Annotated in this window: 19 protein-coding genes; 10 read left to right on the forward strand and 9 right to left on the reverse strand. The window is 72.1% G+C overall.

Going from position 1 to position 15,709, the window contains the following annotated elements:
- Positions 1-138: 138 nt before the first annotated feature.
- Entirely contained in the window at positions 139-486 is a 348-nt protein-coding gene (locus ACIHEI_RS13895) for a rodlet layer protein (RefSeq protein ID WP_387644197.1), read from the reverse strand.
- Between the two features lie 146 nt (positions 487-632).
- Entirely contained in the window at positions 633-977 is a 345-nt protein-coding gene (locus ACIHEI_RS13900) for a rodlet layer protein (protein ID WP_387644199.1), read from the reverse strand.
- 255 nt (positions 978-1,232) lie between these two features.
- On the opposite strand from ACIHEI_RS13900, the gene ACIHEI_RS13905 reads away from it, so the two are divergent.
- Positions 1,233-1,988, forward strand: a complete 756-nt coding sequence (locus ACIHEI_RS13905; protein WP_396606788.1) for a hypothetical protein — start codon at positions 1,233-1,235, stop codon at positions 1,986-1,988.
- 93 nt (positions 1,989-2,081) lie between these two features.
- Here ACIHEI_RS13905 and ACIHEI_RS13910 read toward each other — a convergent pair whose 3' ends face one another.
- The 3 genes from ACIHEI_RS13910 to ACIHEI_RS13920 all read right to left on the reverse strand — a co-directional run bounded on the left by ACIHEI_RS13910 (position 2,082) and on the right by ACIHEI_RS13920 (position 3,356).
- Entirely contained in the window at positions 2,082-2,465 is a 384-nt protein-coding gene (locus ACIHEI_RS13910; protein ID WP_387644205.1) for a hypothetical protein, read from the reverse strand.
- Positions 2,466-2,638: 173 nt separating this feature from the next.
- Positions 2,639-3,031: a chaplin gene (locus tag ACIHEI_RS13915; RefSeq protein WP_392949670.1), complete on the reverse strand. Its 393-nt coding sequence runs from the start codon at positions 3,029-3,031 to the stop codon at positions 2,639-2,641.
- 82 nt (positions 3,032-3,113) lie between these two features.
- Positions 3,114-3,356, reverse strand: a complete 243-nt coding sequence (locus tag ACIHEI_RS13920) for a chaplin (protein WP_396606789.1) — start codon at positions 3,354-3,356, stop codon at positions 3,114-3,116.
- Between the two features lie 408 nt (positions 3,357-3,764).
- Between ACIHEI_RS13920 and ACIHEI_RS13925 the strand changes: the two genes are divergently transcribed.
- Both ACIHEI_RS13925 and ACIHEI_RS13930 read left to right on the forward strand, forming a co-directional pair.
- Positions 3,765-4,004, forward strand: a complete 240-nt coding sequence (locus tag ACIHEI_RS13925) for a chaplin (RefSeq protein ID WP_380471543.1) — start codon at positions 3,765-3,767, stop codon at positions 4,002-4,004.
- Positions 4,005-4,264: 260 nt separating this feature from the next.
- Positions 4,265-5,914, forward strand: coding sequence for an RICIN domain-containing protein (locus ACIHEI_RS13930; protein ID WP_396606790.1), 1,650 nt, complete (start codon positions 4,265-4,267; stop codon positions 5,912-5,914).
- Between the two features lie 27 nt (positions 5,915-5,941).
- Here ACIHEI_RS13930 and ACIHEI_RS13935 read toward each other — a convergent pair whose 3' ends face one another.
- Complete coding sequence (locus tag ACIHEI_RS13935; RefSeq protein WP_387644218.1) at positions 5,942-6,520, reverse strand: DUF4291 domain-containing protein; 579 nt, start codon at positions 6,518-6,520, stop codon at positions 5,942-5,944.
- A 194-nt stretch (positions 6,521-6,714) separates the two neighbouring features.
- Between ACIHEI_RS13935 and ACIHEI_RS13940 the strand changes: the two genes are divergently transcribed.
- From ACIHEI_RS13940 to ACIHEI_RS13955, 4 genes are all read left to right on the forward strand, one after another.
- The gene (locus ACIHEI_RS13940; RefSeq protein WP_396606791.1) at positions 6,715-6,837 is read left to right on the forward strand and encodes a hypothetical protein; all 123 of its coding nucleotides are present in this window, start codon (positions 6,715-6,717) and stop codon (positions 6,835-6,837) included.
- A gap of 9 nt (positions 6,838-6,846) precedes the next feature.
- A complete protein-coding gene (locus tag ACIHEI_RS13945; protein ID WP_396606792.1) occupies positions 6,847-7,698 on the forward strand; it encodes a hypothetical protein in 852 nt (283 codons plus the stop codon).
- Positions 7,699-7,805: 107 nt separating this feature from the next.
- The gene (locus ACIHEI_RS13950) at positions 7,806-8,561 is read left to right on the forward strand and encodes a sugar isomerase domain-containing protein (RefSeq protein WP_387861052.1); all 756 of its coding nucleotides are present in this window, start codon (positions 7,806-7,808) and stop codon (positions 8,559-8,561) included.
- Positions 8,558-9,529, forward strand: coding sequence for an N-acetylglucosamine kinase (locus ACIHEI_RS13955; RefSeq protein WP_392949658.1), 972 nt, complete (start codon positions 8,558-8,560; stop codon positions 9,527-9,529). The genes ACIHEI_RS13950 and ACIHEI_RS13955 overlap by 4 nt, the downstream gene beginning before the upstream one ends.
- A 15-nt stretch (positions 9,530-9,544) precedes the next feature.
- Here the strand turns inward: ACIHEI_RS13955 and ACIHEI_RS13960 are convergent, their stop codons facing one another.
- The gene (locus tag ACIHEI_RS13960; protein WP_396606793.1) at positions 9,545-10,084 is read right to left on the reverse strand and encodes an ATP-binding protein; all 540 of its coding nucleotides are present in this window, start codon (positions 10,082-10,084) and stop codon (positions 9,545-9,547) included.
- Positions 10,085-10,273: 189 nt separating this feature from the next.
- Between ACIHEI_RS13960 and ACIHEI_RS13965 the strand changes: the two genes are divergently transcribed.
- Positions 10,274-11,032, forward strand: a complete 759-nt coding sequence (locus tag ACIHEI_RS13965) for a GntR family transcriptional regulator (RefSeq protein WP_387861058.1) — start codon at positions 10,274-10,276, stop codon at positions 11,030-11,032.
- Between the two features lie 98 nt (positions 11,033-11,130).
- Here ACIHEI_RS13965 and ACIHEI_RS13970 read toward each other — a convergent pair whose 3' ends face one another.
- A complete protein-coding gene (locus tag ACIHEI_RS13970) occupies positions 11,131-11,949 on the reverse strand; it encodes an NAD(P)-dependent oxidoreductase (RefSeq protein WP_396606794.1) in 819 nt (272 codons plus the stop codon).
- A gap of 65 nt (positions 11,950-12,014) precedes the next feature.
- On the opposite strand from ACIHEI_RS13970, the gene ACIHEI_RS13975 reads away from it, so the two are divergent.
- Together ACIHEI_RS13975 and ACIHEI_RS13980 are read left to right on the forward strand one after the other, a co-directional pair.
- A complete protein-coding gene (locus tag ACIHEI_RS13975; RefSeq protein WP_396606795.1) occupies positions 12,015-12,905 on the forward strand; it encodes a LysR family transcriptional regulator in 891 nt (296 codons plus the stop codon).
- Between the two features lie 127 nt (positions 12,906-13,032).
- Entirely contained in the window at positions 13,033-14,916 is a 1,884-nt protein-coding gene (locus ACIHEI_RS13980; RefSeq protein ID WP_396606796.1) for a DUF4419 domain-containing protein, read from the forward strand.
- 36 nt (positions 14,917-14,952) lie between these two features.
- Here ACIHEI_RS13980 and ACIHEI_RS13985 read toward each other — a convergent pair whose 3' ends face one another.
- Positions 14,953-15,558: a hypothetical protein gene (locus ACIHEI_RS13985; protein WP_387644982.1), complete on the reverse strand. Its 606-nt coding sequence runs from the start codon at positions 15,556-15,558 to the stop codon at positions 14,953-14,955.
- Between the last annotated feature and the right edge of the window lie 151 nt (positions 15,559-15,709).

Below are 15,709 nucleotides of genomic sequence, written 5' to 3' on the forward strand. Positions count from 1 at the left end.
CGGGGCGCTGCACGCGCTCGCCGGTGCTCCGATCACCCGGTCGCGCCGCGGACGAACGGGTGGGGGTACGGCCGGAGACACGGAACCGCCGGGCCCGGGGCTGGCCCCGGACCCGGCGGTCGGCTGTGACCGGGAAGATCAGCCGATCAGGTGGCTGACGCCACCGTCGCCGGCGGTGGCGGTGTTCTGGCCGATGTCGCAGGTCTGCTTGGCACCGTTGTTGAGCGCGTCGACCTCGACCGGGACGACGATGCCGATGAGGGCACCCACGCCGATGTTGTGGATGTCGGGCAGGCAGATGTTCGGGTTGTCCAGCACGTGGTTGTTCGGGCTGTGGTTGCCGTGGGTGCCGGTGGCGTTGGTGCCGCCGTCGCCCTGCAGGGAGACGGCGGAGCCGTCCGCGTCGCCGATGGCCATCGCGGGGGAGGCGGACATGGCGAAACCGGCGGCGACGACGCCGACTGCGGCGAGAGCCTTCTTGATCATGGGGTCATTCCTTTTCGGATCTGATGGAGTGGAGCAGCGCCCCTTGCGCGTGGCTCGCGCCGGGGCCACCGCCCGGCCGGGGGAACGGCGCGGGCGGATCGTGGGGCGCGGAGCGGGAGGCTCCGCGCCAGGGCGGTGACGGGACGTCAGCCGACCAGGTGGGAGACGCCGCCGTCGCCGCTGCCGACGGTGCCCTGGCCGACCACACAGGTCTGCTTGGGCTCGTTGTTGAGCGCGTCGACCTCGACCGGGATGGCCACGCCCAGCACTGCCACGCCGATGTTGTGGATCTCCGGCAGGCAGATGTTCGGGTTGTCGGCGAAGTGGAAGTTCGGGCTGTGGTTGCCCCAGGTGCCGCTGGAGTTGGTGCCGCCATTCCCCTGGATGGTGGCGGCCGAACCGTCCGCGTCGCCGATCGCGACGGCGGGGGAGGACACTGCGGCCAGCGCGGCGGCGGCCAGGCCGACGGTGGCCAAAGACTTCTTGAGCATGGTCGAGATACCTCTCTGAAATACCGTTCGAGGGGTGCTGCCCCGTCGTCGTCGGGATCAAAGAATGGCGAACAGGAAAGTTACGGGGGCGGAGAAAATTCGTCGAGGATCATCGATTTCTCCGCGCGCCAGTCGGATTATTAGGCCGTTCCGGTTAACTGCCGCTATCCGGGGGGAGGTGGCTCGTTCGCCAGGGTGTGCGCGACGCACCCGAAGTACCTCCCGGGCTGCTGGCGGCACGAGAAGTCATACGGAATGACCGACGTACCGAATTACCGGATACCCGAACGAACGGCGAACACCATGAAGCTCTCCAAGCGGGCCGCGGGCGCCCTGCTGCTGGCGGTCGGCGCGGGCGTGGCGGCGACGCAGGGCGTGGCCCAGGCCGCGGCGAAGACCCCGGCCGAGGTGGCCGCGCTAGAGGACGGACTGGCCACCAAGCAGGTGCCGTTCAGCATTCCGCTCAGCACGCCGGACTCGCCGCTGCCGCTGCTCGCGGACGGCGGCGAGATCCACGGCGGCATCCCGTCCTCGCCGCTGCTGCCGCCGAGCGGGACCGGCCAGAGCCCGACCGAGCCGATCCCGGACCACGTGCTGCCGGCCCTGGGCGGCACCAAGCTGGGCCCGTCGCTGGGCGCCACGCTGCCGCTGCCCGAACTGGACCAGGGCGCGCGGCTCGGCAGCCTGGACCTGGACGCGCCGCCCGCCCCGCTGAACGTGGCCGGCCCGGCGGTCGGCCTGGGCCGGCCGGTCAGCTTCGTGCAGGGCGAGAGCGGCCGGCTGACCGACGCCGCACTGACGCTGGACAAGGTGGACCCGCACCTGGTGACCGCCCCGGTGCAGGCCGTGCCGGGCGCCAAGGCCTCGCTCGGCGGCGAGCAGGACCAGATCTCGGTCACCGACTCGGTGAAGACGCTGGCCGGCACCACCACCGCCATGGCCGGCGAGATGCTGAACCAGGCCAACCCGGCGCAGACCCTCACCGGCGCGCTGGACCAGTCGCAGATGTGACACCAGTCGCAGATGTGACGCGGCACCACCACTCGTTCGTACGGCCCGGTTGCTCCGTATGGAGCAGCCGGGCCGTACGGGTGTCCGGGGACGTCAGAGCGGCAGCGCGTTGAGCAGCGGGCCGGCCAGCGGGAGGTCCTTGGCCCCGCCGCCGGCGGACAGCGGCTTGGTGACCGTGCCGGTGCCGATCGGACCGGGTCCGTTGTCGGGGATCACCGTGACGCCGTTGTTGAACACGTCCGCACCGGATCCGGCCCACGGGTCGAGCCGCAGGTCCTTGGCAGGGGCGACCGCGTAGCCGAGCGCGGAGGTGGTGCCACCGAGCGCCGCCTGGGCGTCGGCGGGCTGCAGGTGGGGGGCGGGCAGCGGGAGCCCGGCGAGCTGGTCGGTCTCGGCGTGCGCGGTCTGGGCGGTGAGGCCGCCGAGCAGCAGCGCGGCGCCGAGCGCGGCCAGCGCTCCGGTGGTCGTCCGGGACATCGGCCATTCCTTCGGGGAGGGGACTTCGGGTGACAGGTACGTCGGGTTAACGAGTCGCCGGGGCGCTGGGTACTCCGAGGCGACGAGTACGTGGGTGCGGCGGGGACGAGCACTGCCCCCCGGCCGGTGGCCGAGGGGCAGTGTGCGCGGGGCTGGCGATCGGCCGGGACCGGTCAGTCGCAGTCCTCGTCCACCGGCTCCTGGTGGTGGTGGTGCCCGTGGTGGTGCTCGTGCTCCGCCGGCGGCTCGGAGTGCTCGTGCTCGGCCGGCTCGCCGTGCTCGTGCTCGACCGGCGCGGCCACGGGCTCCACACCCTCGGTACCGCCGTCGCCGTTGATGCAGGTGTTGCCGAACGCCGGGTTCAGCAGGGCGATGATGCCGATCGAGTTGCCGCATACGTTGACCGGGACGTGGACCGGGACCTGGATCAGGTTGCCGGAGAGCACACCGGGGGAGTTGGCGGCGACGCCCTCGGCCTCGGCGGAGGCGTTGGCCAGGCCGGCCGAGCCGAGGACCAGGCCGGCGGCGGCGACGGTCAGGACCGCGGCCTTCTTGAAGTTGCGCATGAGGGGTTGATCTCCTAGATCGCAGCGGGGAGTTGGTGTGCCGCGTGGCGCGGGCGTACGGCGCGGTACGGCGTCGGGCGGTTCAGCCGCCGTTGATGCAGGTGTTGCCGAAGGCCGGGTTCAGGACGCCGACGATGTCGATCGTGTTGCCGCACAGGTTGATCGGGATGTGGATCGGAACCTGGATGTCGTTGCCGGAGAGCACGCCGGGGGAACCGGCGGCGACGCCCTCGGCCTCGGCGGAGGCGTTGGCCAGGCCGGCCGAGCCGAGGACCAGGCCGGCGGCGGCGATGGACAGGACCGCCGCCTTCTTGAAGTTGCGCATGGCTCTTTCTTCCTCACGTTCTGCCCGACTGTGGAAGGTCGGGTGTCGGGCGATTGGCATCATCGCCCGCTGTTTTCCGGATGCGCCGTGAATGTCACTCACGCGGCTCAAGACCCGCGTGTCGCCCGTGGCTTGGGCGGTGCGTGCTGCGTCGGGGGTGCGCCGGCGGCTGTTCACGTCAGCGGGGTTCGCCAGGAAGAACGAACCAGTACGGCGGGGGAAACGGTCGAGTTCGCCGATCGTCCGGGCCGTTCACCCGAATGCTGCGGTTACGCCGGACGGGTGATTGTCCGAAGAGCATCGCAACTGATTCGGAGTGGCTTCGTTGGCTGAGTGCACGTCCCGTGTGCTTCCTTCCGGTAGCCCCGGCGCGGCAATTGGAAGATCTGATTTATCGAGGAGACTCAAATGAGCATCAAGAAGGCCGCCGCTGTCGGCGCCGCTGTCGTGGGCATCGTCGCCGCCGGTGCGGGTTCCGCCATGGCGAGCAGCGAGGCCGAGGGCGTCGCCGCCGGTTCCCCCGGTGTCGTGTCCGGCAACCAGGTCCAGGTCCCGATCCACATCCCGGTCAACCTGTGCGGCAACTCGATCGACATCATCGGCCTGCTGAACCCGGCGTTCGGCAACACCTGCGTCAACGGCGGCTGACAGCACCCGCTGGTTGACCAAGCCGTCGTCCACATCCTCCTGGTGGGGTGTGGGCGGCGGCTCAGCTGCGTTTGCGGGCCGAGCTCCTGACGGGCCGTCGCGGGTGCCGTAGCCGTTCGCTCCGCGAGTCTTGTTGTGTTACCTGTCAGTACCTAGCATGTGAGCCTGCCTCATGTTCGCCGGGTTCCGGCCCGGTTCCCCCATGCTCCGCGCCGCCCGGCACCCGCCGGGCGTACCCCCACCCCCGCAAGGAGTCATGAGTGTCCAGGACACCAATGGTCCGCCGCAGGTCCCCCGCCCTGCTCGCCACCGCCGCGCTGCTGGCCTCCCTCGGCCTCGGCTCCGGCCTCGGCACCGCGGCCACCGCCCAGGCCGCCTCGCCCAGCGCGGGCAAGCCCGCCGCGATCGTCGCCCTCGGCGACAGCGCGATCTCCGGCGAGGGAGCCGGCACCGACACCAACGACGACTACGTCACCGGCACGGACAGCCCCACCAACTACTGCCACCGCTCCACCAAGTCCGAGATCTTCGTGACCCAGCTCCCCGGCGTCACCCCGATCGACCTGGCCTGCTCCGGCGCGCAGACCGGCGACCTGGTCAGCGACCCCGAGCTGGCGAAGATCACCGGACCGGGCAGCGGCGACTTCGGCGAGGCCAAGCAGGACGTCCAGCTGGCCGCCACCGCCGCCAACTACGACGTGAAGATGGTCGTCGTCACGATCGGCGCGAACGACGACTTCGAGTTCGCCGGCATCATGATGTCCTGCCTCGCCCAGTACTTCCCGATCCCGCAGTCCCAGGGCTGCCGGGACACCATCGGCAGCGCCGAGATCACCCGGCGCGCCGCCGGGGTCAAGCCCAAGGTGACGGCCGCGCTCACCAACGTCCGCAACACCATGCGCAAGGCCGGCTACTCCGACGACTCCTACCAGCTGGTCTACCAGTCGTACTTCAACCCGATCACCCCCGACATCCGGCGCAACGACTACGTCGGCAAGGTCGCCGACGGCTGCCCGGCCTTCCCCGAGGACCTCGCCTGGGGCCACAACTGGGGCGTCCCCACGCTCAGCGACGCGCTGCGCGACGCCGCCTCCGGCGTGCCGGGCGTGCGCTACCTCGACCAGCGGCGGGTCGCCTTCGGGCACGAGGTGTGCGCGGAGTGGACCAGCTCGCCGTACGAGTACACCAACGGCGACGTGATCGACCTGTCGGAGAGCACCCGCAACGGCTGCGACAGCCCGATCTCCATCCCCGGCCTGTGCATGAACAACGTCCGCCAGTCGTACCACCTGCGGGTCGCCGGCTACGCGGCCGAGGCGGCCTGCCTGCGGCAGTTCTACCAGCAGGCCGGGCTCGGGCAGGCGTTCTGCTCGCTCAACCAGCAGAACACCACCTCGATCACCGCGCTCACCCCCGGCAAGCCGTTCCCGGACACCCCCGAGGACGGCGCCTGGTACCAGCTCACCAACCAGGCCAACGGCAAGGCGCTCGACCTGTCCGGCGGCGGCACCTACGGTGACTCCACCAACGGCCGCCCCGCGATCACCTATCCGGCCACCGGCGGGCTGAACCAGTCCTTCGTGTTCGAGATCAAGGCCGGCGGCTCCTTCGAACTCGACTTCAGCGGCAACCGCAACATGTGCCTGGACGTGTCCGGGGCCTCCACCGCGCCCGGTGCCAAGATCCAGCAGTGGGGCTGCAACGGCGGCGGCAACCAGCACTGGCTCCTGCAGCCGGTCGGTGACGGCACTTATAAGCTGGCCGACTCCCAGGACGCCACCAAGCTGGCCACCGCCACCACCCAGACCGACGCCCAGGGCAACCCGCTGGTGCAGCTGGCCACCGACAACGGCTCCGCCGCGCAGCACTGGCAGCTGACCAAGCTCGGCATCGTCTACCTGCACGGCTGATCCTGCCTGCGGGCCGGCGGCTCGCCGTCAGCCCGCACCCAGTCGGGCGGCCGCACCCGGTGGCATCGGGTACGGCCGCTCCGGCGGCAGCAGCGCCGCGTCCCTGGTGGCGTGCAACTCGTGGGCCAGCGGCGTCAGGTCCTCGATCCGCACCAGCCACTCCCCGGCGTAACGCCGCACCAGCTCCCCGCTCAGCCCCAACTGCAACGACCGGTGCGGCAGCGGCTGCAGGTGCAGATCCCGCTCCGGATCCCACTGCACCCGGGCCGGACTGCGCCGCAACGCCCGCTGCCACTCCGCCTTCGACGCGTGCAGCCCCGGCTCGTACCCGCTCAGCACCGCCGCCTCCAGCGCCGCGTCGAACCCCTGACGCGTGATCACCACCCCGACGATCCGCTCCTGCCCCGGGCTCCGCGCCCAGTCGCTGCGGTACATCAGCCAGCGGAACGACGGCTTGATCCACGTCATCCGATCCCGCGAGAACGCCTCCGGCCACCGACCGTCGGCCACCGCCGGGTCCGCGATCTCGGGCCGGAACGCCTGGTAGACCGTCACCGTCTCCTCGTCGTAACGGGCTCTGATCTGCTTCTTCGGTACCTCGTCCATCCGGCCATCCTGTCCGTCGGGGCCGCCGCGCGCCCGCGAATATTCGGTCAGGTCGCGAAGACCGGGGCGCGGGGAACTGCGCGAGGCGGAAGGCACTCGTCGGGAAGATCGCGACGCATGGCGATGACCTGCACGTGCTCGGGACCTGACGGGCCGGTGAGCGTTTGTCGCGAAGTTCCGCCAGTATCGGCGCCATGGACCTTCTCGCCCAGCTCGACCCCGTCGGCCCGCTCACGCCCTTTGCGGCGGACCGGGTGGCCGTCGAGTCCTGGCCCGGGGTGCTACTGCCGGGCGAGTACTGGGAGTTGACGCGGTAAGGGACGGTGGTGATCGGCGGGGAGATCGCGCTGGCCGCGCCCACCCGGGAGCAGCTCGGGACGCTGGCGTGGTCCAAGCACGACCTGCGGGTCGAGCTGCGTGAGGCGGGAGTCGTCCCGCCCCGCCTGTATCCGGCGCCCGGCGGGCTGCTGCCCTGGGGGAGTGTCGTGAACGGCCGGACGTTCCTGTGTTGGAACACCGCTGATCCGGATCCGGACCACTGGACGGTGGTGCTGTGCGCTCCGACCCGGCCCGAGCCGTTGCTCGACTCGGGGCTGACGTTGGCCGCCTTCCTGGAGGCGGTGATTCTCGACCGGGTCGGCCACCTGGGCCCGCTGCCGGCCACTATCGCGCCGTCCTGGCAGCAGGACGTTCGGTGGAGCCCGTCGCCGCGCCGTGAACCCACCGGGGACGAACGCGAGTTCGCGTTGCGCGGGCCGGCCGGGCTGGCCGCGTTGCGGCTTCTGGTGCCGCCCCCGGAGCGGCCGATTGCGGACCTATTTGGTGCCCGACTGCCTTCCGATTACCGGGAGTTGATGGCGCTGTACGGCAGGGGCACCTGGTCGGAGTGGCTGGGGCTGCCTTCGCTGTCGCGCGGGTTGGACGCCCCGGCGGACGGCTTCCTGGTGATCGGGACGAGCATCGACGCCGACCGGCTGGGCTGGCTGGTCACCGGCGCGGACCCGGACACCTGGCCGCTGGTGGTCCGGCCCCGGCACGTGTGGGGTGAAGTGCCGCTGTCGGGTGGGCTGGTGGCGGTGCTGGTGGGCTGGCTGCGGGGGGAGCTGGACGTGCCCGGACTGCCGGGGCTGGATCCGGAGGACGACCCGTTCGAGTGTGCGGGGTTCGAGCCCTGGTGACGGAAGCCGGGTTGATTCCCTGCACTGGTCTAGTCCTGTCGTTGACAGCGGTGGCGGACCGGGCCGACCATGTGAGCCGTCCCACAGTGCTCTGCCTGGAGGTTCCCGTGACCAGCCCTTCTGCGGCCGACTTCGTTGCTGCCGCCCATGCCGCCATCGACAAGGTCAGCAGCTCGCAGGCCGGGGAGGTGGCGCGGGCCGCTGAGCTGATTGCGGATGCGCTGGCTGCGGACGGCATTGTGCAGGCGTTCGGTACCGGGCACTCCGAGGCGTTTGCGATGGAGATCGCCGGGCGGGCCGGCGGGCTGGTGCCGAGCAATCGGATCGCGCTGCGTGATGTGGTGCTGTTCGGCGGGCGGCCGGTGGAGATCCTGTCCGGCTCGGAGCTGGAGCGCGGTACCGAATCCGCCGCGATGCTCTGGGAGTTGACCGACCCGCACCCGGCGGACGTGTTCATTCTGGCGTCCAACTCCGGCGTCAACGGCTGCGTGGTGGAACTCGCCCGGCTGGCGAAGGAGAACGGCCACCCGCTGATCGTCGTCACCTCGGCCGAGCACACGGCGGGTGTTCAGCCCAAGCACCCGTCCGGCCTGCGGCTGCGCGACTACGCGGACGTGGTGCTGGACAACGGCGCGCCGTTCGGTGACGCCGTGCTTCCGATGGCGGGCGGCGGCCGGGCCTGTGGCATTTCGTCGATCACGGCCGCGCTGCTCGGTCAGCAGATCGTCGCCGAGGTGATTCGCCGGGTCGAGGAGAGCGGCGGCGTTCCGCCCGTCTACCTGTCGGCGAACATTCCCGGCGGCGACGAGCACAACAACAAGCTGGAAGCGCTGTACGCCGGCCGCATCCGTCGCACCGCATGACCGGCACGCCGCTGGTGCTCGGCCTCGACGTGGGCGGCACCAGCACCCGGGCGCTGGTCGCGACCCTGGACGGGCAGATCCTCGGCACCGCGCACGGTGCCGGGGGCAACCCGGTCGCGCACGGTGCGGAGGTTGCCGTCCGGGAGATCGGCGGGGCTGTGCGGGCCGCGCTGGCCGGGCTCGATCCGGCGCGGGTGGCGGCGGGTGTGATCGGTCTCGCGGGCGGTTCGCTCGCTCCGCCGGAGGTGCTGGCGCTCTGGCCCGCCACCGGACTGACCATCACACCTCGCCTGGTCGGCGACGCCGAACTCGCCCACGCGGCCGGGACCGCCGCCGCCGACGGCACCCTGCTGCTCAGCGGCACGGGCGCGATCGCCGCGGAGATCCGCGACCACGCGCTGCGCCGCACCGCGGACGGCCACGGCTGGCTGCTCGGCGACCGCGGCTCCGGCTTCTGGCTGGGGCGCGAAGCGGTCTCCGCCGCGCTCACGGCCGTGGACCGCGCGCTGCCGTTCGACGGATCGTCACTTGAACTGCCCGGCCTGGCGGGTGCGATCGCCGACGCGCTGGTCGGGCCCGGCGGCCTGGGCCGCGAGCCGCGTTCCGCGCTGATCGCCGCCGCCCACGCCGAGGCGCCGGCCCGGCTGGCCCGGTTCGCCCCGATCGTCCTCGACCGGGCGGCGACCGGTGACCCGGTGGCGCTCGCCCTGGTCGACCGCGCCGCCGACCACCTGATCGACACGCTCGCCCTGGTCCGCGAACCCGACTCGTCGCTGCCGCTGGTGCTGGCCGGCGGTCTGCTCGCCTCCGAGACGCCGCTGGTCGCTCACCTGCGTCCCCGGCTGGCCGCGCGCTGGCCGGACGCGGAGGTCTTCACCGCCCGCAACGGCGCCGGTGCCGCCGCCTGGCTCGCCGCCCGGACCTTGGGCCACGGAACGGAGGAGCTCCACGGCCGCCTGACCGCGTGAGTGGTCGAGCGGGCGTCAGTGGCAGGTCATGGCTCCGGGCCCGACCCGGTCGGCCGGGGTCTTCCGCGGGACGCCCTCCTCCGGGCTCCGACCGGGCCCCCGGTGTTCCTTCGTGCTCCGGTGCCGGGCCGGCCACCACAGGCGGTCGGCCCGCCCGGCCGGGAGGGCTATCTCGGCCCACACCCATTTCCCGGTGCGCTTGCGGATCACCCCGTGGGCGAGGGCGAGTTCGGCGATCAGCAGGATGCCGCGGCCGGACTCGGAGTCCCGGTCGGGGCGCCCGGCCATCGGGACGGTGGGGGCGGTGTCGTAGACCTCGATGACGGCCCGGTGGTGCAGCGGGTCGGCGTGCACGCCGACGGTGACGACCGGGCCGGACGCGTGGCGGACGGCGTTGCCGAGCAGTTCGGAGGTGACCAGATCGACGGTCAGTTGGGTGTCCTCGTCCAGGGGCGTGCCGCCCCAGGCGGTGATGAGCGCGCGGACCCGGCGGCGTCCGGCGGCGACGGTGGCGGGCTCGCGGGGCAGTGAGAACCATCGACGGTGCACGGACATGGTGGGCTCCTCACGCGGTTTCGTTCGATGAACGCTGGTGAAACGCCCATGAACGGGAGACTCGGCAGCCGATATGAGGGTATGTCAGATTGCAGCATCTCTAGACAAGCTGAAATCTCTAGAGATGTCAATGCATCGGGGGGCGTACCGTGCGTAGGATGTCTAGAGAAGGGAAGGAAGCCCGCCGCCATGACCAGTCACCCCCGCGCCACCCAGCCCAAGTACCAGCGGATTGCCGAGGATCTCAAGCGCGACATCGACTCAGGCCGCTACCGACCGGGTGACCGGCTGCCGGGCGAGAACGATCTGATGGTGACGTACGGCGTGGCCCGGATGACGGCCCGCCAGGCGCTCGGCGTGCTGCAGACCGAGGGGATCGCGGAGGCCCGCAAGGGGGTGGGGGTCTTCGTCCGGGAGTTCCGGCCGATAAGGCGCCGCGGCATCCAGCGGCTGTCCGACCGGAACTGGGGCGGCGGCTTCTCGGTCTGGTCGACCGACATAGCGGCCCGCGAACTGACGGTGGACCAGCTGACCGTCACCGAACGCGAGGTGCCCGAGCAGATCGCCGCCGTCCTCGGCCTGAAGCCGGGCGAGTCGGCCTGCGTGCGCAGCCGCCGCTTCGTCCTGGACGGCAAGCCAGTGCTGCTCTCCGAGTCCTACCTGCCGGCCGCGCTGGTGGCGGGCAGCCGGATCACCGACCCGGACACCGGCCCCGGCGGCACCTACGCCCGGCTCGCCGAACTCGGCCACAAGCCGGTGCACTTCCAGGAACACATCCGCTCCCGGATGCCCGCCGGCAACGAGGCCGAGCGCCTCGCCCTCGCGCCCGGCACGCCGGTCTTCCTGGTGAACCGCACCGCCTTCGCCGAGGACGGCCAGGTGGTGGAGTTCAACGAGATGGTGCTCGACTCGGCCTCGTACATCCTCGAATACGACTTCGACGCCTGAGCATCCACAGCCGACGGGCAACTGAGCGCAGTTGTCCACAGGGCTGTGGACAAGTCCGCTACCCGTGGTTTCGACGGAACTCGATCCGTCTGGACCAATCAGGGGTGGAGGGCGTGCCCGGCGGGCCGGGGGCGGTGGGTGGTGGCGATGGCGGAGAGGTCGTGCTCGGCGAGGGCGGGGTCGGCGAGCAGGGTGGTGCGGGCGGCCTGGAGGACGGGTCCGCCGTTGGCGAGGGTCAGGTCCTTCGCGGCAAGGCGGATCGGGAAGTCGGCCTCCGTGCTCCCGGCCCGGGCCATGATGCCGGCGAGCGGGCCGGCGGACAGCGCGCGACGCGCCAACTCCTCGGATACGCCCAGCTGTTCGGCGACGGTGAGCGCCTCGCCGACGGCGGTCACCGACGCGACGACCGCGCCCATCACCACCAGCTTGAGCGCCGCACCCGCGCCGGGGCCGCCGCAGCGGAGGACCCGGCCGAGGCGTTCCAGGACGGGCTGGGCCCGGTCCAGATCCGCCGCCTCGCCGCCCGCGTACACCACCAGGTCGCCGGTCGCGGCGGGACCGACGCTGCCCAGCACCGGGGCGTCCACCATTGTGACGCCGTCCGGGAGTTGAGCGCGCAGCCCGGCCGCGGCCTGCGGGCCGATCGAGGACATCTCGATCCACAGCGTGCCGGGCTCCAGGGCCGGGAGGAACCGCTTCGCGACCTCGGCCACCGCCGCCGGGTCGGACAGCATGGTGACGACGACCCCGGCGCCGCGTACGGCCTCCGCCGGGGCGGCGGCCTCGCTGAGGCCCTCGGCCCGGCCCGGTGTGCGGTTCCACACCGCCAACTCGGGCGTGGCGCCCGCGAGTCGGCGGGCCATCGGGAGGCCCATCCGGCCGAGTCCGAGAAAGGCAATGCGCTCCGTGATCTCCATGGCCGCCACGCTAGGGGCGGCCCAGGCAGGCGACAAGCGAATGTCTCGCATGGTAACCATGCCGAATGGACATGGCTTGGCTCGACGTCTTCCGCACCGCCGCCCGGCTCGGCTCGTTCACCGCGGCGGGGGAGCAGCTGGGGTTCACCCAGTCCGCGATCTCCCGCCAAATCTCCACGCTGGAAGCCGAGTTCGGCGTCCCGCTGTTCGACCGGCTGGCCCGCGGAGTGCGGCTCACCGAGCACGGGCGGGCCCTGCTGCCGCACGCCGAAGCGATGCTGGACCGGCTGGACGGCACCCGCCGCGACCTCACCGCGCTGACTCAACTCGCCTCCGGCCAGCTTCGGTTGGGCGCGTTCGACAGCGCCAACGCGGCCCTCGTCCCGGCCGCGCTGGCCGCGTTCCGGGCCGCACACCCCGGCATCGCGCTCACCCTCACCGAGGGGCTGTCCGCGCAGCTGCTGGAACTGCTCGCGGAGGGCGCGATCGACCTCGCACTTGTCACCGCCTACCCGGAACACCCGTACGACACCGAGCAGTTCGAGCTCCACCGGATCGCCGACGACCCGGTTCTGGTGGCCCTGCCGCGCGGACACCGGCTGGCCCGGCGCCGCCGCCTGCGACTGGCCGACCTCGCCGAAGAGCCGTGGATCACCGCCAGCCGCCGCATCGAGACCACCCTGCTCGCCGCCTGCGCCCGCAGCGGCTTCCAGCCCCGGGTCGAGTACGAGGTGGCCGGCTGGACGGCCAAACTCGGCCTGGTGGCAGCCGGGTTGGGCATCACCCTGATCCCGTCCCTGGCCGCCCGCGCCGCCCGCCCGGACCTCGCCCTCGTCCCGCTGCACCCGGACGACACCCCGGTCCGCCACGTCCACACCGCCATCCGCCGGGGCCACCGACCCGCACCGGCGGTCACGGCCTTCCTCCCCCTGCTGCGCGCCGCAGCCGCCGAGTGACGGGGTGGTCAGGCCGTCTCTCCTCCAGGGGCGCCCACAGCAGCGGCTGGACCGCCCGGCAGTACTCGTCCACGCCCTCCTCCCGCGAAAGCCCGACGCCCGCCCTGCCGGGCCCTACCGTGTCGGCATGACCGGAAGACCCCGCATGTTCGCCTACGTCGGCCCGCCCGAACTGCTCGCCCGCGCAGACCGAAGCACCCTCGGCCGCGCCATTCCCGCCCTCGCCGAACTCGACCGCTGGCTGGCGGAGTTGGCCCCCGCCGAGCGCGACGAGCCGGTCACCTACGTGGTCGACCCCACCGGCATGCTGCGGCTGGCACCACGCCGCAGCGAGCACGTCGCGTGCGCAGGCGGGGCGGACGTCCTGGCGGCCGGTGAGATCCGCTTCGCCCGGCAGGACGGCGGCGGGTGGGCGGTCCGCGAGATCAGCAACCTGTCCACCGGCTACTGCCCGGACCTGGACAGCTGGTCGGCCGCCGCCGACGCCCTCGACCGGGCCGGCCTCACCGCCCGGCCGGACGGGTTCACCCATGCGTGCGCCTTCCGCCGCTGCCGGGCGTGCGCACAGATCAACCTGGTCAAGGACGATGACCTGACCTGCGCCGTCTGCGACACCGCCCTCCCCGCGGAGTGGAACCTCGCCGCACCACGCCCGGCCGCGGCCGTGATCGACCTGCCGCTGCCGCCGGACGACTGGGCCGTCGAACTCGCCGCGACCCTCCGGGCGGTCGACAACGCGCCGTTCCTGCAGGCCGTTTCGTCCCGCGAGGTGCGGGTCCACCACCGTTCCGCCACCACCCTCGTGGCGGCACCCCGCCCGCACGGCGGCCCCGAGCCGACCTGGAGCCTGCTGGTTCGCGCCGCCCACCAGAGCTTCTGCGCGCACCTCCCGCTCAGCCTCGCGCCGGACGTCCTCTGGTACGCCGTGGTGCACGAGGTGGCGATCCATGTGCGGCTCAACTCCGAGACGTACGCCGGGATCTTCACCGACACGCCCGCGCACCAGCAGGAGATCGCAGTCCAGGACGACAGCCTGCTCGCCCCGGATCCGGACTGGAGCCGGTCGATCCGGCTGGTGCTCGAACCGCTGCGCGAGAAGCTCGGCGCGGAGGTCACCGACCTCTTCCTGCCCCGCTTCAGCACCACCACCCCCGACGACCTGTCCTCGGCCCTGGTGGCGCTGATGTCCGTGGTCGGCCCGTACTACCGCTTCACCTGGACGACCCTGTGCGGCATCCCGCGGATCCGCCTGGAGGGCGCCGCCGAGGACTGGCAGCTGCTCGCCGGCCGGGTCGATTCCCTCGCGGCCCGGTTCGACGGCCTGCGCCCCTGGTTCGACGCGTTGCGCCCCGTCCTCGCCGAGATTGCCCGTACCGCCGCCGGCGGGCCCGCCGACGAGGACTTCTGGCGCTCGTTCTACAAGTGGGAGTCGCATTCCGGCGGCGAATCCGTCACCGGCTGGATCACCGCCCTGTTCGCCCACACCCAGACCCCGGACGGCCCGCGGCCCAAGACGTCCTTCGACTGGCGGGGCGGAAGGAGCTACCAGCAGAAAGACTTCCCGTCCCACGTCTCCAGCGCCCCGTTCCGCTGGCAACGCCCGGACGGCGAGGGCGAGATGACGTTCCTGGCCGGCCTGCTCGGCCTCGAACGCGACGGCGACTACCTCCGCCCGCGCCTCGCCCACGCCGTCCTGGAACTCCTCCCGGACCGGCCCCACCCCGCCGACCGCCTGCTCCCGGACGGCTGGACCCACGCCCGGCTCCGCGAAGTCACCGGCGACCCCGTCGCCCGGGCCCTCCCCCTCGACCGGACGGTCACCGACGACGACCCCACCCGAACCGGCGCCTTCGAGCCCAGCCACATCGTCCAGGTCGGCTCGGACTACTACGTCCGGTCGGCGTCCGACGGCCGCTGGCACCTCGGGGAATCCCTCCCCGACACCGGGGAGATCGAGCTCTACGACCGCTTCGGCCCGGACCTGGACGAGGCGCTGGGGTACCGCGACTGATCGATCACCGGGAACGGCCCTGCGCCTGGCGGAGCGTCAGGGCCAGACCAGGCAGTACAGCTGGTGCCCCGCCTCGTGCAGGCGGGAGGCGAAGTCCTGCCACTCGTGCAGCATCTGGTAGATGACGAAGGCGTCCCGCGGGCCGCGGCGGTCGGGGACGGTGGACCAGATGAACGCGGCGGCGCCGAGCTCGGGTTCGTCGGCCTTGCGGAGCGGTTCGACGACGGTGTGCGGGAGTTGGACCACCGCGTAGTCGGGGTGCAGGACCACCAGTTCGAGCGGCGGGACGTGGTGCAGCGGGACGCCCTGAATGCCCGTGAGGACCATCGCGCTCATCGTCTCGGGCTTGATCTTGGTGGAGAGGTGCCCGTTGCCGGAGCCACTGGTCTCCATCAGGTCGCCGAGCCGGCCCAGGGCGCCGAGCTCACCGGCGTCGAGGCCGAGGCCACCGGGGCCGAGGGCGGTGGGGACTCTGGCGGCGGTGGCGCGGTCCGGTGCGCCGAAGTACTTGTAGGTGACCCCCACTCTGCCCTCGCCCCTCCTTCCCCTGCCCGCTTCCCTGCCCCCGCCGGTCTCGTCCGGCCTGCGGGTACGCTCCGCGGCCTCGTCGAAACCGTCCTGCCTCTCGGACACTCGGACCATCCTCACCGGAACTCGCCGGAATCGACAGACCCCCGCATGTCCGACTTTCCCTCCGGACATGCCCCTTACCCGTCTGCTTGCGCGCTACACGAGCACGCGCTACACGACCTTACCTTCGCCACAGGCAGTGAGGGGAGCAGCACACGGATCA

The sequence above is a fragment of the Kitasatospora sp. NPDC051984 genome, assembly GCF_044593455.1.
Lineage (GTDB): Bacteria > Actinomycetota > Actinomycetes > Streptomycetales > Streptomycetaceae > Kitasatospora.

Coding starts and splice junctions, on each gene's coding strand:
- ACIHEI_RS13955 (WP_392949658.1), top strand. CDS start 8,558: ATGACCGGCACGCCGCTGGTGCTCGGCCTCGACGTGGGCGGCACCAGC.
- ACIHEI_RS13980 (WP_396606796.1), top strand. CDS start 13,033: ATGACCGGAAGACCCCGCATGTTCGCCTACGTCGGCCCGCCCGAACTG.
- ACIHEI_RS13905 (WP_396606788.1), top strand. CDS start 1,233: ATGACCGACGTACCGAATTACCGGATACCCGAACGAACGGCGAACACC.
- ACIHEI_RS13925 (WP_380471543.1), top strand. CDS start 3,765: ATGAGCATCAAGAAGGCCGCCGCTGTCGGCGCCGCTGTCGTGGGCATC.
- ACIHEI_RS13920 (WP_396606789.1), bottom strand. CDS start 3,356: ATGCGCAACTTCAAGAAGGCGGCGGTCCTGTCCATCGCCGCCGCCGGC.
- ACIHEI_RS13900 (WP_387644199.1), bottom strand. CDS start 977: ATGCTCAAGAAGTCTTTGGCCACCGTCGGCCTGGCCGCCGCCGCGCTG.
- ACIHEI_RS13940 (WP_396606791.1), top strand. CDS start 6,715: ATGGACCTTCTCGCCCAGCTCGACCCCGTCGGCCCGCTCACGCCCTTT.
- ACIHEI_RS13970 (WP_396606794.1), bottom strand. CDS start 11,949: ATGGAGATCACGGAGCGCATTGCCTTTCTCGGACTCGGCCGGATGGGC.
- ACIHEI_RS13895 (WP_387644197.1), bottom strand. CDS start 486: ATGATCAAGAAGGCTCTCGCCGCAGTCGGCGTCGTCGCCGCCGGTTTC.
- ACIHEI_RS13960 (WP_396606793.1), bottom strand. CDS start 10,084: ATGTCCGTGCACCGTCGATGGTTCTCACTGCCCCGCGAGCCCGCCACC.
- ACIHEI_RS13975 (WP_396606795.1), top strand. CDS start 12,015: ATGGACATGGCTTGGCTCGACGTCTTCCGCACCGCCGCCCGGCTCGGC.
- ACIHEI_RS13915 (WP_392949670.1), bottom strand. CDS start 3,031: ATGCGCAACTTCAAGAAGGCCGCGGTCCTGACCGTCGCCGCCGCCGGC.
- ACIHEI_RS13910 (WP_387644205.1), bottom strand. CDS start 2,465: ATGTCCCGGACGACCACCGGAGCGCTGGCCGCGCTCGGCGCCGCGCTG.
- ACIHEI_RS13985 (WP_387644982.1), bottom strand. CDS start 15,558: ATGGTCCGAGTGTCCGAGAGGCAGGACGGTTTCGACGAGGCCGCGGAG.
- ACIHEI_RS13965 (WP_387861058.1), top strand. CDS start 10,274: ATGACCAGTCACCCCCGCGCCACCCAGCCCAAGTACCAGCGGATTGCC.
- ACIHEI_RS13935 (WP_387644218.1), bottom strand. CDS start 6,520: ATGGACGAGGTACCGAAGAAGCAGATCAGAGCCCGTTACGACGAGGAG.